At 47.8% G+C, this 14338-nt stretch carries 12 protein-coding genes, 1 tRNA gene, 1 pseudogene, 1 riboswitch and 1 other annotated feature; of the genes and pseudogenes, 4 read left to right on the top strand and 10 right to left on the bottom strand.

Going from position 1 to position 14338, the window contains the following annotated elements; translation table 11 throughout:
• Nucleotides 1-3: 3 nt before the first annotated feature.
• From LOK74_RS14570 to LOK74_RS14560, 3 genes are all read right to left on the bottom strand, one after another.
• Nucleotides 4-1581 (bottom strand): ABC transporter substrate-binding protein, encoded by a 1578-nt coding sequence (locus LOK74_RS14570; protein ID WP_230042760.1) that lies wholly within the window; start codon nucleotides 1579-1581, stop codon nucleotides 4-6.
• A gap of 186 nt (nucleotides 1582-1767) precedes the next feature.
• A riboswitch (cobalamin riboswitch) is annotated at nucleotides 1768-1977 on the bottom strand.
• Nucleotides 1978-2219: 242 nt separating this feature from the next.
• Nucleotides 2220-3773 carry a 2-isopropylmalate synthase gene (locus tag LOK74_RS14565; protein ID WP_230042759.1) on the bottom strand — a complete coding sequence of 518 codons (1554 nt, stop codon included), beginning with the start codon at nucleotides 3771-3773 and terminating at the stop codon, nucleotides 2220-2222.
• An 88-nt stretch (nucleotides 3774-3861) separates the two neighbouring features.
• Nucleotides 3862-4092: a binding site (T-box leader), on the bottom strand.
• 133 nt (nucleotides 4093-4225) lie between these two features.
• A complete protein-coding gene (locus tag LOK74_RS14560) occupies nucleotides 4226-5305 on the bottom strand; it encodes an MFS transporter (RefSeq protein WP_230042758.1) in 1080 nt (359 codons plus the stop codon).
• Between the two features lie 137 nt (nucleotides 5306-5442).
• Here LOK74_RS14560 and LOK74_RS14555 point away from each other — a divergent pair, with 137 nt between their 5' ends.
• Nucleotides 5443-6351, top strand: coding sequence for a LysR family transcriptional regulator (locus LOK74_RS14555; RefSeq protein WP_230042757.1), 909 nt, complete (start codon nucleotides 5443-5445; stop codon nucleotides 6349-6351).
• Nucleotides 6352-6412: 61 nt separating this feature from the next.
• Nucleotides 6413-6752: pseudogene (locus LOK74_RS14550) on the top strand (VOC family protein).
• Between the two features lie 129 nt (nucleotides 6753-6881).
• Here LOK74_RS14550 and htpG read toward each other — a convergent pair.
• Nucleotides 6882-8762, bottom strand: coding sequence for a molecular chaperone HtpG (htpG, locus tag LOK74_RS14545; RefSeq protein ID WP_230042756.1), 1881 nt, complete (start codon nucleotides 8760-8762; stop codon nucleotides 6882-6884).
• 202 nt (nucleotides 8763-8964) lie between these two features.
• Here htpG and LOK74_RS14540 point away from each other — a divergent pair, with 202 nt between their 5' ends.
• Nucleotides 8965-9555 (top strand): TetR/AcrR family transcriptional regulator, encoded by a 591-nt coding sequence (locus LOK74_RS14540; RefSeq protein ID WP_230042755.1) that lies wholly within the window; start codon nucleotides 8965-8967, stop codon nucleotides 9553-9555.
• Nucleotides 9556-9614: 59 nt separating this feature from the next.
• A complete protein-coding gene (locus tag LOK74_RS14535) occupies nucleotides 9615-10973 on the top strand; it encodes an MFS transporter (protein WP_230042754.1) in 1359 nt (452 codons plus the stop codon).
• A 54-nt stretch (nucleotides 10974-11027) separates the two neighbouring features.
• Here LOK74_RS14535 and LOK74_RS14530 read toward each other — a convergent pair.
• From LOK74_RS14530 to LOK74_RS14510, 6 genes are all read right to left on the bottom strand, one after another.
• Nucleotides 11028-11103 (bottom strand) — tRNA-Ala (locus LOK74_RS14530).
• A gap of 194 nt (nucleotides 11104-11297) precedes the next feature.
• The gene (locus LOK74_RS24080; protein WP_255679456.1) at nucleotides 11298-11420 is read right to left on the bottom strand and encodes a hypothetical protein; all 123 of its coding nucleotides are present in this window, start codon (nucleotides 11418-11420) and stop codon (nucleotides 11298-11300) included.
• Nucleotides 11421-11496: 76 nt separating this feature from the next.
• Nucleotides 11497-12327 (bottom strand): protein-glutamine gamma-glutamyltransferase, encoded by an 831-nt coding sequence (locus tag LOK74_RS14525; RefSeq protein ID WP_230042753.1) that lies wholly within the window; start codon nucleotides 12325-12327, stop codon nucleotides 11497-11499.
• 347 nt (nucleotides 12328-12674) lie between these two features.
• Nucleotides 12675-13235 (bottom strand): DUF3298 and DUF4163 domain-containing protein, encoded by a 561-nt coding sequence (locus tag LOK74_RS14520; protein ID WP_230042752.1) that lies wholly within the window; start codon nucleotides 13233-13235, stop codon nucleotides 12675-12677.
• A 5-nt stretch (nucleotides 13236-13240) separates the two neighbouring features.
• Complete coding sequence (locus tag LOK74_RS14515; protein WP_230042751.1) at nucleotides 13241-13759, bottom strand: copper amine oxidase N-terminal domain-containing protein; 519 nt, start codon at nucleotides 13757-13759, stop codon at nucleotides 13241-13243.
• Between the two features lie 120 nt (nucleotides 13760-13879).
• Nucleotides 13880-14338, bottom strand: coding sequence for a hypothetical protein (locus LOK74_RS14510; RefSeq protein ID WP_230042750.1), 459 nt, complete (start codon nucleotides 14336-14338; stop codon nucleotides 13880-13882).

Genomic DNA, 14338 nt, shown 5'->3' with positions numbered 1-14338 from the left:
CTCTCACTCATTCACGTCGAGGCGGGCATCGATGTAGTAAAACTCAACCGGATGGGGAGTGAAGCCTTTCACGCCACGTCTGACTGCAAAAATCGTGTTGGGATGAACGATAAACGCTTGGGGGAGATCCTGCTGAATCTGCTTTTGGATGTTTACAGCCAATTGATTGCGCTTCGCTTGATCGGTTGTTTGGTTCAGCTGATCCAGCATGCTGTCCAAAACAGGCGAGACGTAGCGGCTCATATTGGAGAGGCTCGTAGAGCGATAGAAAATGTTTAAAAAGTACTGCGGATCGCCGGTGTGGGCCGTTAACATGCTGTACATGGACAGATCCCAATCTTCCTTTTCCAAAGTTTCATCGATATTCTCTACTTGCCGAATATGGACCAGGATGCCCGCTTTCAACAATTCATTTTGAATGATCTCCGCCATGACCGTTAATTCGGGCCGTTGCGGAAACGTCACCAGTTTCACTTCAAATGGTTTCCCTTGTTTTTCCCAGATACCTTCTCTGTTTTTCTCCCAGCCGCCTTGCTTCATCAATTGGTCGACCGTCTGTGTTTCTCTCTCTTTTTGGATCTTGCCAAATGGCAGGACGTCTGGAAAGGGACTGTTCGCTTCCGCAGCTTCGCCTCTCATGATCGAGTTGACCATCTCTGCTCGGGGGATGGACATGTTGACCACTTTTCGATGAGCCAGTTCTGCAAAAAAAGGAGACTTCATATGAAACATCAGCATGTGTGTGCGCAGGGAGGGAGCGGTTAATACGTCGATGTTTTGATCCTGCTTCAGGAGTTCGATCGAGTCAATCGGGATATCGACCGCGGCATCGACATCCCTTGACTGCAGGGCCATGACTCTCGTATTGCCATCAGCGATGAATCGAATCGTCACTTCTGACAAGCGTGCTTTTTCTCCCCAGTAGTCCTCATATCGCTCTAGGACAAGCGACTCGTCTTCGTTGAATTGCTTGAATTGAAAAGGGCCTGTCAGAGCAGGATAGCTGTCCTTCTGATCAATCGTTTCTGTGTCAACAATGATAGCGGAGGGGGATGCCAAATGGGCGATCAAGGCTGCGTTTGGCTTCTCGGTCACGATTTTCAATTGATTCGCAGCCAGTACTTCGATTGACTTTACTTGCAGCAGATCCTTTACGGTTGGATCATTCGTCATGGACCGCAGCAGGGAGTTTTTCACACTGGGCGCATCCATTTTCTTTCCGTTATGAAAATGGACGTTTTCCTCTAGCGTTACGATCCATGTCGTTTCATCTTCTTGTTTCCACTCCTTGGCTAACCAAGGTGTCGGCTTCAATTGTTCATTTAGCTTGATCAAGGTTTCCCCAGCACCAGACCGCAAGACCTCCCAGCCATCACTGCCATGTGGGTCCAGGCTAGCTGGTTTCCAACTGAAAGCCATCGTCAAGGTTTTGGCAGGAGTCGGATCTGCTGAAGGTTCTGGGTTGCTGCCCTGCCCGATTGTCTGTTTCGTCGGAGTGGAGCATCCGACCAACGACAGCACCAACACGAAGGCAGTTATCCAGGTAACGAATGCATGCTGTGTATTCCTGCTTTTTCTCATTACGAATTCTCCTTTTTCCTTTTTGCAAACAAAAAAAGCATTCCTGCCAGGTGTAAGAGGTCAGAAATGCTTGGTCAAACCACATGCGAAACAAGACCTGTTATGGAGAGAGGACTCACATCAGGTGTTTGTCCATCCAAATGGTCATCAGCATACCAACCACCTTCCCTAATATCCCGTAGGTCAACAGTGATCGTAAAATAGGCTGGTCTCCTGACTGAGGGCATCCCTTTCAGACCTTCCCAGGCACAAGCCCAGTGGTTTTCCTGAAAGTTGTCAGCACATCATGCTGATACCCAACACAGTGGCGGGTCCGTGCCGGATTCGAACCGGCTTCCCAATTAAGCCGATAAAACGGCAAGCGTTTTATCATGCACCTATTCCGGATATGAATTTTTAGACAATGCCAGAATTCAAACTCATTCTAATGCTTAGACTTTTCCTTGTCAACGGCACTCTGTAAATCCAAATGTGGGGGTCATAAAAAAATGTAGAGAATAGGAAGGCAAACGCTCTCCCAAAGTTGTTGCTTGCACCACGAATTTGGTCGGTGCAAGCAACAGTATGTTCTATTGTATACGTAAGACAAGCCCTTGGCTGATTGCGTCATCCGATCATCTCAACCGTACTTCTAACTTTTACCGCTTCAACGGATTTGGACATTCGTTTGCTGTATCTAATAATGCGGCATTAATGCCATTCAGGAAAGCCATTGCGCTCGCTTTGATGATATCCGTGTCCATGGCTCGCCCAGCGTAAGTTTTGCCGTGATGCTCAATACGGATATTGACACGCCCAATGGCTTCTTTTCCTCTGGACAAGCTGTTGATTTTGTAATCTTTCAACTGGACATCCAGACCCACCAATGATTTGATCACGCTATAAAGGGCATCGATCGGTCCGTCGCCAACCGCGCTGCCTTTAAAGACTTCTGTTCCTTTGTTCATTTTGACGGTCGCTGTCGGATACAGATCATTGGTTACCACTTGGAAAGAAATCAATTCGTACAGATGGCCGCTCGCCGCTTCATGTGTGCGGTGATTGGCTACGAGGTAATAGACATCGTGATCATAGACCTCTTTTTTCGCATCGGCAAGGGCAAGGAATTTTTCGAACAACGCCTCAAAATCAGCCGAATCGCTTGTTTCAAAACCAATTTTCTCAACGGCATTTCTAAAGGCGTGGCGGCCGGAGCGTGCCGTTAGAATCAGTTCCATACTTTCTGCCCCGACCTCCTCTGGCGATAGAATCTCATACACCTGCTTATCCTTCAACAGTCCATCCTGATGGATTCCGGAAGAATGTGCAAAGGCGTTTTCACCCGTAATCGCTTTATTCACCTGCACATCCAGTCCCGTTAGATAGGTGAGCAGTCGGGAGGTCCTCATTAACTCAGTCGTCTTGATCTTTGTCGAACAGTGGTAAGAATTCTCCCTTACTTTGAGTCCCATCACCACTTCTTCCAGTGAAGTGTTGCCGGCCCGTTCGCCTAATCCATTGATGGTACACTCAACTTTATCGGCTCCATTTTTTATTGCGGCGAGCGTATTGGCCGTTGCCAGTCCGAGGTCATTGTGACAGTGAACACTCAAGATTACGTCCTCGTTTAGATTTTTTAAGCGTTCATTAATTCTGCGGATCAGATCGCCGAACTCTTCCGGTATCGCATAACCGACTGTATCGGGTACATTGATGATCGTAGCCCCTGCTTTGACGACAGCTTCAATCGTTTGCCACAAATACTCAAATTCCGAACGTGAAGCATCCTCCGTAGAGTACTGCACGCGGGGAAGCAGAGATTTAGCGTATTTGACCGCGTCAACACCCATCTGCAGAACCGCTTCCTTAGACCGGTTAAACTTTTTGTCCACGTGAATGTTGGAGGTGCCGAGCACGATATGAATAAACGGATCTTGTGCGATCTTGATGCTTTCATAGACAGCGTCGATGTCGCTTTTCACCGCACGGGCGAGAGCGGTAATCGAGACAGCATCCCCTACGCTGCGGGCAATCTCCTGCACTGCTTGAAAATCGCCCTGAGAAGAGGCAGGGAAACCGGCTTCAATCATATCCACTTGCAGACGCTTCAATTGCTGTGCAAATTCTACTTTCTGTTGCACATTCAGTTTGGCACCCGGTACCTGCTCTCCGTCACGCAAGGTGGTGTCCAATACGAGTATATGACGTTTCATCTCCATTTCCTCCTCAGAAAACCTGAATATCTATATGTCAAGCGGGGCTGATTAAACCCGGACTTTAATCAAAAAAACCTCGTCTCTATCTAGAGACGAGGTTATTCCCCGCGGTACCACTCTACTTCATTTCAATTGAAATGAGCTCATTCGATGGCCATCACCATCTATCCTTGTAACGGTGGAATTCCGGCTTACCCTACGTTGTCGGGCAGCTGTTCATAGACGAGTTCGAAATGAGCGATACTGCCGTTTCACACCAACCAACGGCTCTCTGGAAGATCTCTTCACTTCTACTACTTCTAATCGTAACATTTGGGTATGAAATTAGTAGAAATTGTATTGCATTATGATGATCATGTCAACATAGATTTCTTTCATAAGCACGAAATGCCTGATTGCCTGCTGCCCGTGGCTTCCCTTTACGATTCGTCTTGGCGGCGCGGCACCTGCTACATTTCCTTCGTTATCGCTTGCTTTGCTAGTTTCTCTGCAGTACGCTTTCCGAATCTTGAATAATAAAGCAATACAATCACAACTGGCACGACTGCCAGAACCAGGTACAGATTGCTATAGACGGTTGCTACCGGGCTTGTGTTCATCGGATTCCAATGGGCCACAGTATCTAGATCAATGATCCTGCCGTATACGCTTGCGGAGATGGCGCCGGCCAGAAAGTTCAACATGGAAAGAAGTCCCATCCCGATCCCGACTTGCTCTTTCGGTAGCGTCTGCGAGATTGTATTGGATAAAGCGATGAACATGAATGTCTGACCGACGATGCCGATCACAAGGAAGCACATTACGAACCATGGCGAAGCACCTGCAAACGTCGACAAGAAAACAAAGCAAGCGAACAGCAATATGAAAGAGGTGTAGACGAGAAAGGAATTGCCTTTGGCATCGGCCCACTTGCCCGCCTTCTTCCCCAACAGCGCAGACGCCAACGCTGCCGGTACCATGACGAAGCCGACCAGCCCCGGGTCAAGCTGATTCAACGTGAATAAAGTAAATAAAGGCATGCAGAACAACCATCTCCAATCAAGGATGCTTACGACGCCAGAGGCAACGACCGGACCGAGCACGTTGCCGATCGATAGTCCGGTCATCGAGATTCCGATCGCATGTCCGCGTCTTTCCGGCGGGAAATAGCGGACAGGAATGATGGAAGCAATGGCCGGGACGACCGCGGCTCCCGACGCCTGCAAGATTCTTCCCAATAAAACCATCCAATACGCTTGCGCGATCAATCCGACGAGGGAACCTGCGGCAAAAAAGCAAAGCCCGAATGTAACCAGATTTTTCAGCTTGAAGCTGTCGGCCAATTTGCCGTACAGCACCGTTCCGATCGCGTAGATCAACAGATAGACGGTGGATACCCAACTAACTTGCGCGAAGGTTAAGTGAAACTCCGAACGGATCTCGGTCAATACAATATTGAACATCGTCGCGCTCATGAAGGAGACAGCGAGGGTAAAGGCGAGAACGAGAATCAATTTTTCTCCGTTCTGTTGCGGTATGGAATCATCCATTGTAAGAACCTCCTAATTTCCAGTGCAGCAATTGTCTTCCTTGCAGCCTCTATTTTATAATCGTGATAACATAAATAAAAATATATCTTATTCAATATAGCTTATTCCTTTAAGTATATGAATGGAGGCAGACAGCGATGGAATTGCTTCAGCTTCATTATTTTCGAACGGTCGCAAAGCACGAGCACATGACCAGAGCCGCGCAGGAGCTTCGCATCGCACAGCCTGCTCTGAGTAAGACGATTTCCAGATTGGAAGAGGATCTGGGCGTCCCCTTGTTCGATCGGCAAGGACGGCAGATCCGTCTCAATACGTATGGAAAAGCGTTCCTGGACAAGGTGAATGCAGCGTTGAACCTACTGGAGGAGGGGAGAAGAGAGGTGGTCGACCTGGCAGGCATGGACCACGGCAGCATTCATCTCGCCGCTCCGACATTAGATCGGCTGACGGAACCGCTTGGCGCCTTTGTGTCCCGATATCCCGACGTGAACATTCGGATCACGCAAGCTCCGACGGAAGAAATGACCCGTTTGATCGACTCTGGAGAAGTAGACTTTTGCTTTTCCGCGATGCCTCTGGAAGGGCAGTGGATTCGTTCTGCTTCCGTTCTGAGAGAGGATGTGTATCTCGCAGTCTCTGCCGGGCACCGGCTGGCCGGACGGCAGAGCGTTTCGCTGAAGGAAATCACTGATGAGCCTTTTATCGGCTACAAAGAAGAGTTTGTCTTCCAACGCATGAACGATGCTTTCTTCCGGGAAGCAGGCATCGCCCCTAAATTCATCTGCCGGGTCGACGAGCCGTCTGCGGTCGCCAAACTGGTTCAGGCTGGACTGGGGATTGCGCTGATCGGAAGCTGCGGAAGAGATCCAAAGTCCGAGTTGACGACGATACCCATCGAATATCCGGTATGCAAGCGGGATTTCAAGATCTTCTGGCATGATAAGCGCTATCTATCTTTGGCCGCGCGTAAGTTCCGAGAGGCGATCATCGCATACTACGCCGATCCGTTGGACGGGGAGAACGCTCTGGCGACGCTTTCTTCCTGATTCTTTGCTTGAATCGCCTCCAGTCCTGTTGTTATCTAATAGGTGAGAAAAGGGTGGGATAATGAAACTGAATCATCTCAATTTAACCGTTCCGGATGTCCCGGCTACTCGGAATTTCTTTTGAATCCTATTTTGGTTTAACGTGTGGAGCGCAGCGCGGAGATGGCTTTGCGGTCCTGTTTGATGACGATGGTTTTGTACTGACCTTAATGAGAGGGAGCGAAGTGAAGTATCCAAAAACCTTCCATATTGGCTTTCCCCAGAAGAGTGAAGAGGAAGTGAACAAAATCAATCAGCGCTTAAAAGAGGATGGGTATGATGTAAAACCACCCGTACATTCACATGGTTATACCTTTTATGTTGAAGCGCCTGGGGGATTTTTGGTTGAAGTGCTTTGTTAAGGCAAAGGGATGCAGAGAATCCCTCTTTTCGTGTTATAGCCAATACAAACAAGCGTGGTTGACTGCAGCATGCCGAATATAAAAAGATTGCCCTCCACCTTGTCAGGCAAGGGTCGGAGGGCATTATCGTCACACCATGATTTTGCAGATATCGTTGGTAAATTCTACAGGATCTTCGATCGGCAGTCCTTCGATCAAGCAGGCTTGGTTATACAGCAGGGCGGTGTACAGATTCAGTTTCTCCTTGTCTGTTTCAAACGCTTCTTTTAGCGAACGAAATACGCTGTGATCAACATTGATCTCCAACACCTTGTCCGCCTTCACGCCGGATGCATTGGGCATCGAGTTCAATACCTTTTCCATCTCAATCGTGAGTTCACCCTCAGTGGACAAACAGACGGGATGCGTCTTCAATCTTTTGGAGGCTTTTACTTTTGTCACTTTTCCAGACAACTGGCTCGTCATATAATCGAACAGCGTCTTGTTCTCGTTGTCGTCGGCATCGGTATCGCTCTTAGCCTCATCTGTGTCAATGCCCAGGTCGCCGCTGGATACGGACCGGAATTCTTTCTCTTTGTAGTTCTGCAGCATCTTGATCGCAAACTCGTCGATATCCTCCGTGAGATAGAGGATTTCATAGCCTTTTTCCGTGACGAGCTCGATCTGCGGCAACTTGCTGATTCGTTCCACCGATTCCCCGGAAGCATAGTAGATGTACTTTTGATCCTCTGGCATTCTCGATACGTATTCGTCTAGCGTAACCAGCTTTTTCTCCATGGAGGAGTAGAACATCAGCAAGTCTTGCAGAGCGTCCTTATGCATGCCGAAATCGTTGTAGACGCCAAACTTTAATTGTCTGCCAAAAGCGTTGTAGAACTGTTCGTATTTTTCTCGATCATTCTTTAACATGCTTTGCAGTTGGCTTTTGATTTTGCTGGCAATGTTCTTTGCGATCAGCTTCAATTGGCGGTCTTGCTGCAAAATCTCCCTGGAAATGTTGAGAGACAAGCTTTCTGAATCTACCATACCTTTGACAAAACTAAAATGATCGGGGAGCAGTTCGGCGCACTTGTTCATGATCAGCACGCCATTCACATACAATTCTAGTCCCTTTTCATATTCCTTGGAGTAATAGTCAAACGGGATGGTCTCCGGGATATAGAGGATGGCTTGGTAGACAATCGCTCCATCTGCGTTGATATGGATATGTTGGAGCGGCTTGTCGTACCCGTAGCGTTTTTCCGTATAAAACTTGTGGTAATCTTCGTCTGTTAATTCGCTTTTATTTTTCCGCCAGATCGGTACCATGCTGTTGACGATCTGTTCTTCCTGATACTCCTCGTACTCGGTGTCACTGCCTTCTTTCAATCGTGAGGTGGTGATGTCCATCTTGATTGGATAGCGGATAAAATCGGAGTATTTTTTAATAATGGCTTTTAGGCGATATTCGTCCAAAAACTCATCGAAGCTTTCATCCTCCACATTTTCTTTGATCTTCAGGATGATGTCGGTCCCCACTGTTTCTTTCTCACACGGCTCTATCGTATAGCCGTCAGCGCCAGCGGACACCCATTTGTATGCTTGGTCGCTGTAAATGGATTTGCTGATCACCGTCACCACATCGGCAACCATAAACGCAGAGTAGAAGCCGACACCAAACTGACCGATCAGATTGTGGCCGTCCGTCACGTCTACTTCTTTTTTAAAAGCAAGCGAGCCGCTCTTGGCAATCACCCCTAGATGTTCCTCAAGCTCTTCCTTGGTCATGCCGATACCCGTATCGCGAATCGTCAATGTCCGCTGATCCTTGTCAGGAGTCACCTTGATGTAGTAGCTGTCTTTGTTAAAGACCAGATTGTTGTCCGTCAATGCCTTGTAGTAGATCTTGTCGATGGCATCACTGGCATTGGAGATCAACTCCCGCAGGAAGATTTCTTTTTGTGAATAAATGGAGTTGACCATCATTTCCAACAGCCGCTTGGATTCGGCTTGGAACTGCTTCTTTTCCATCGTCTCTGTTCACCTCTCTAAAAAAATAGCGCTCCAACCGGAGGGGATCGGGCAAACGATCCGTAAGCACTCAGGGCATCAGAGTGCTGCTCACTTTTTTTATAGCAATGCCCGTATGTTGTGTCAATGTGACAAAACGAAAAATGTCATTTATATTTGTGTCAGTCATTACTGACAGACATTTTAAGATTGGGGTTTTTGCATGTTTGAGAACAAAAAAATGGACACTTCCGAAAAGATTATGATTGCTGCTATCGACCTCATGGCGGAAAGTGGCTACAACGGAGTAACAACGCAGCAGATTGCAGAGAAGGCCGGATATAGCGAAAAAACTTTGTTCAGACATTTTAAAAGCAAGCAGAACTTGTTGGAGTCGGCTTTTAATCGGTTTCATTATGCTGAAGAAATGAAAAACCTGTTCGAGTCAAACATTCAATGGGATCTCCGCGCGGATCTACTCATGATTACCCAAAGCTATCACCGAATCATGTACCAAAATCGAAAATTAATCATGATTGCAGCGAAAGACGGCGGCAACCTCCCGGGGTTTCGCGAAAAAACACATAAACATCCGCAGCAATTGAAGACTTTGTTGACCGATTACTTTAAGCAAATGGAAAATATGGGGAAAATCATTCGGACCGATCCGGAAACGAAAGCCCTGGCGTTCATTTATATGAATTACGGTGCGGCTATGGGCAGAATGAACGGAGATTCCATGCTACAAAATATTTCATTCGATAGGTTTATCGAAGAGGAAGTGGAGATTTTCACTAGGGCATTATTGCCCTGATTATTTTCAAACGATATGTCAGTCATTAGTGACAGACATAACAGGGAGGAAGAGAGTTTATGGATGCCGCTTTACAGAAACGAATCGGAGAGAAACTGATGTACATCGTCATGTTCACATTGGCTTTGTCCGCGATGAGTGTACTGATGTTTAACCTAGTCCTTCCGCAAATTAGCGAGGAATTTTTACTTAACAATGCTCAAGTCAGTTGGGTGACATCCGCATACGCGCTGATTTATGGGATCGGCACAGTCGTTTATGGAAAACTGGCGGACCGATACAAACTCAAAGATCTATTGACGTTTGGAGTGATTCTTTTTGCACTCGGCTCGTTGCTCGGTTTGGCCGCTCAGACCTTCTGGATGGTCCTCTTGGGAAGATGTATGCAGGCAGTTGGAGCGGCAAGTATTCCTGCCAGCGCTATGCTGATTCCGCTCCGCTACTTTCCCCCTGAACGCCGCGGCTCGGCTATGGGTACTGCATTCGTTGGGTTAGCTCTAGGCAGTGCGCTCGGGCCTGTCTTATCGGCATTGATACTAAGTGTCATGCACTGGAGATGGTTGTTTGGCATTCCTCTTTTCATCTTGCTCACACTTCCTTTTTATCGACGCTATTTGGGGGATGATCAAGGATCTCCAGGAAAAATGGATTGGTTAGGAGGTAGTTTACTTGCTGCTGCGGTGACTTTATTGCTGTTGAGCGTAACATATGAAACGATATGGTTCGCTTTGGGGGGATTGGTCAGTTTGCTGTTGTTCATCGCCAGAATACATTTGACTTCCTTCCCCTTCTTTCCGCCAGGGCTGTTTAAAAACAAGACCTATACCCTAGGATTGATCATCACCTTCCTGATAAGTGGGATCGGCTTCTCCCTTTATTTTCTAAGCCCGCTGCTGTTAGCCCATGTCAACGTGCTTCCCGCCAGTTGGATCGGGTTTGCGCTTGTCCCGGGCGCTGCAGCATCAGCCATTTTAGGCAGAAAAGGAGGAAAACTCGCGGACTCGAAAGGCAACTCCTATTTGTTTTTTCTAGCTTCTGGGCTATTATTCAGCTGTTTTATCCTGCTTTCCACTTTCACCGGCATAGCTGCAGCATACATTGCCATCTTTTTAATTCTTGGCAATGTAGGGCAAACCTTTATGATGATTGCAATGTCTAACTCGGTCTCAAGAACGCTAACGAAGGAACAGAGTGGCGTGGGAATGGGGCTCTTGAGCATGATGAACTTTATTGCGGGGGGAATAGCAACCGGAATTTACGGAAAACTGGTTGATTTTGATCAAGTCACTCATTGGAATCCTGCCAATATGTATTCGGCTGGTGCTATTTACAGCAACATCTTTCTTGTCCTTGCCATTCTTCATGCCTTGATCCTGTTGGTATACCAATATTATTTTAGGAGGAGTTGGAGAGATTAGGTAGGTTATAAAAAAGGACTGTTCATATTGAACAGTCCTAATCCTTTTTAAGTATGGTGGAGCATAGCGGGATCGAACCGCTGACCTCTACACTGCCAGTGTAGCGCTCTCCCAGCTGAGCTAATGCCCCGTATTGTTTTGACTGCCTCCTGACTGCCGACAAAAGTGATTGTAGCATATTGGGATAAGGAAATGCAAGAGGGAATTATGAGGTAATATATGTAAAGGTGATCCTTATCACCGCCAGCCGAAAATCGCCAACAGAATCAGCCCCCACAAGATCGCTTCGATTATGTTGCCGACAACACTAACCGTAAACCGAATCTAGGCCATCGACGCAAGGTTGTGGCTCTCCTGCAGGATCAATGGCAGCTGTGCGTTCAGGTAGGGGCGGACCAATTCAATGATCATGAGGCCGCTCAACGAGAGCAGCGTCAATAATGACACTGCGTTACATCATCACCAGGCAATAAAGAAGGGGAAATCTGGGAGCACACCACTAAGCGGCCCCTGTAGAGATCCGCTACACCTCGTAATACCTCGAACCAATCCACCCCGCCAGCCGGTCAACTCCAGTCCGTCGGTTGGCAAATGCATCGAACGAAAGTGTATTTCGCTTAAACTGCTGCAGATAGGCAAATCCGGGTCGCGCGACGGTATCGGTCAAATAAGCGGATCGGGCAGCATCTGGTTTCCGCAGGCTGTTTAGTACACGGATCATCCGGCTTGCATCGGTAATGCCGATCCCGTGTCCGTAGTATTGACCGTTGCTCAACACGATCGCGTTTTCTCCCTGCCATTGGGGAGTGTCCGGGTGATAGTCCGGGTTTTTGAAATAGACCACGTCGCCTGGCAGCATGACGGTTCCGGTTCGCGAGGACAAGCCGAGGTCCTGGTCGTAGTGCCAGTCGTAGAGCAGCATGTTGGCAAACAATCGGTTGAAGTCAGGCAGCTTAATCGCGGCTAGTACGGCTCGATAATACACGATAACCATAGCGGTCGCACATTCAAAAGCATATAGACGTCCATTGCGATAGATATCCTGGATGCCGTCAGATGGAAAGACGCCGTCACGGATGCGAAAGCCGCCGAAATCGGTCAGGTTCCAGTACTTCTCATTACAACGCGACTTTTTGAAGGTGGCAAATGAGACGCCGCTGGCATTGAGAGCTTTCGCTGCTTGGACAATGTATTGGCGCAGTGTCAGTTCGAACTGCAGGGCTGTTTGGTCTGGGTAGGAGAAAACTTCATTACTTGCCGCCATCTTCTCGATCGTTTCCACCTGGGCTTCCGTCCATTGCTGCTCTTTCAGCAAGGAATCGGCCTGGACATTATTCCCGCCAAGTTGTATCATTCCATGTTTCCCCACCATTCGTACGAAATCTGCTGACTTCCTCCATGTATATGCTCATCTCTTGTTTCCTGACACTAGCTGATTTTTTTCCATGATATGGGATGAATCAATCTGATTATTTCATACTTTTATCATTGTTTGAACATATTTGCCTGTTATGATGTAGGTACAGTCGATCTACGGTATCTCCTATCAACCGCACGCCAGCGGTTGCAGCCGATAAAAAACCGTCCGGTATCTCCTCAGCCGACATCAGCAGGAAATCCGGGCGTTTAAATAGATCAAAGCCCTCCGACAAAGGGAAAGATCGGAGGGCTTGGTGTGATGGAAACGGGTAAAAGGGTGAATCAGCTCTCGTTTACAGCAACCTGCAACATGTTGCTCAACTGCTTCATAGGGATGGAGAACTCGGGAATTCCGGCCGCATATGGTGTGTATTCATACACCTGGAAGTAAATGACTAAAGCGTCGTCTGTCAAGTAGAATTCCTGATCTTCGTCGATCGATGCAAAGGGGGAGAGCAAGTAAAGTTCGCCGTCCTGCACCTTCTGCTCGATTTGTTTTTTGATCTCTCTATTGATTGTTTCTACATAAGAAGTCCCTTCACGAAACAAATCCTTTAACCCATACAACTTGCCGTCGGTCAGTGAAAAAGTATAAGAAGAGGCATTCGTGATCCCATGCGCCCCTCCAGTGTAGACATAATCGTAAAAGACGATGCTGAGCCAATTATGCTGATTGTATTTTACTTCATAATTGAGATCGAGGGTGTATCGACTAGCGCTTTTCAACGCTGGGTCGAGCTCTTGGTCCATTGCTGCTTTGTCAGTTAGGAACGCCTCTTTTACTTTGCGTGTTCTCGTTTTGATAAGATCGTTAATGGTCGATTGAATCGTCGTATCGCCCAATCCCTCTATTTGTGGGTACTGGATGGCAATCGATCCGTTGTCCAGTTCTTCTGATTCTTTTTGGTTACCAACGTCAGGTCATTTTCTTCCTTGTGCTGCAGATGGACGAATCTGGTCGCTTCGTCCCAACTGACCTCCATACCTAGATGGTTGGAGACGAAGCGAAGCGGGATTAGCGTCGTTCCGTCTTGCATCACGGGGGCCGTCTCCATGAACAGGTCATGGTCATTCACATTGACCCGATGTTCATCCACCCGTAATTGAATCACCTTTGAATCAGATTGGAGGGTAATCTGTTTGTCGGCTGGTTCCCATGTGACACGAAATCCGAGTACCTCACTGAGTGAACGGAGCGGGACCATTGTATGTCCATTATGTATTTCTCCCTGCAGCGGCAGTCTCTTTCCGTCAAGGGTAATGACAATCTCCGATTCTGCTCCAGCGGACGCTGGCAGAGGTGCAGGCGCAGCAAGCAGCATAGGTATGATTATGGCTGCGGCCAGTTTATTTCGCAGCTGTGCCATCTCATTCTCTCTCCCTTCCTTTGATCTCTCTAGTATAAGCCATATCATGTCATTTGTCTGTTCCGAAACCTTCTGAAACCCGGCCCGGTCGAGAGGGTGCAGAGATCGGGTACCTTGCCGTCATCTCTCCCCTCTAAGAGTTGCAATCCCTAATGCCTGGTTCTCCCACAAGAGCTGCTCAATCATATTTTGTTGAAATTCTTCACAACGAATCAGGATAACAACTTCAGAAGTGATGCCTTTTGTTCCGTAGCGCCGTTGTTTAACCATGAACAGTTTTAGCAGCAGCCCCAGCAAGATGCCACCTACCGCCCCGATGATCCCCCAGATGATCGGCCCCCATTTCAGTTCATACCCGTATATCGCTCCCAGTAGCATGAAAACGGTACCTAAGATTGCACCCAGATCGAGCATACTAAACCCGTCTGCGCGATGAATGGTGTCAAACACCTTCTTTGGTTCAGTCCTTTTGTCCATGGGTACTGCCAGAATCTGATCTTTGCCTAGCCCGATCTGTTCCATCGCTGTGAGGGCCAACTCCAAAAAGATCGATTGTTCAAACGTCGCCACAATATACAT

The organism is Brevibacillus humidisoli, from assembly GCF_020923435.1.
Classification (GTDB): Bacteria; Bacillota; Bacilli; order Brevibacillales; family Brevibacillaceae; genus Brevibacillus_E; species Brevibacillus_E humidisoli.
This window is presented reverse-complemented; position numbering and strand designations above follow the sequence as displayed.

Excerpts from the sequence above, each read along its gene's own strand:
- LOK74_RS14510 (WP_230042750.1), bottom strand. The coding sequence starts at position 14,338 with ATGTATATTGTGGCGACGTTTGAACAATCGATCTTTTTGGAGTTGGCC.
- LOK74_RS14525 (WP_230042753.1), bottom strand. The coding sequence starts at position 12,327 with ATGATACAACTTGGCGGGAATAATGTCCAGGCCGATTCCTTGCTGAAA.
- LOK74_RS14515 (WP_230042751.1), bottom strand. The coding sequence starts at position 13,759 with ATGGCACAGCTGCGAAATAAACTGGCCGCAGCCATAATCATACCTATG.
- LOK74_RS14540 (WP_230042755.1), top strand. The coding sequence starts at position 8,965 with ATGTTTGAGAACAAAAAAATGGACACTTCCGAAAAGATTATGATTGCT.
- LOK74_RS14535 (WP_230042754.1), top strand. The coding sequence starts at position 9,615 with ATGGATGCCGCTTTACAGAAACGAATCGGAGAGAAACTGATGTACATC.
- LOK74_RS14570 (WP_230042760.1), bottom strand. The coding sequence starts at position 1,581 with ATGAGAAAAAGCAGGAATACACAGCATGCATTCGTTACCTGGATAACT.
- htpG (WP_230042756.1), bottom strand. The coding sequence starts at position 8,762 with ATGGAAAAGAAGCAGTTCCAAGCCGAATCCAAGCGGCTGTTGGAAATG.
- LOK74_RS14565 (WP_230042759.1), bottom strand. The coding sequence starts at position 3,773 with ATGAAACGTCATATACTCGTATTGGACACCACCTTGCGTGACGGAGAG.
- LOK74_RS14555 (WP_230042757.1), top strand. The coding sequence starts at position 5,443 with ATGGAATTGCTTCAGCTTCATTATTTTCGAACGGTCGCAAAGCACGAG.
- LOK74_RS14560 (WP_230042758.1), bottom strand. The coding sequence starts at position 5,305 with ATGGATGATTCCATACCGCAACAGAACGGAGAAAAATTGATTCTCGTT.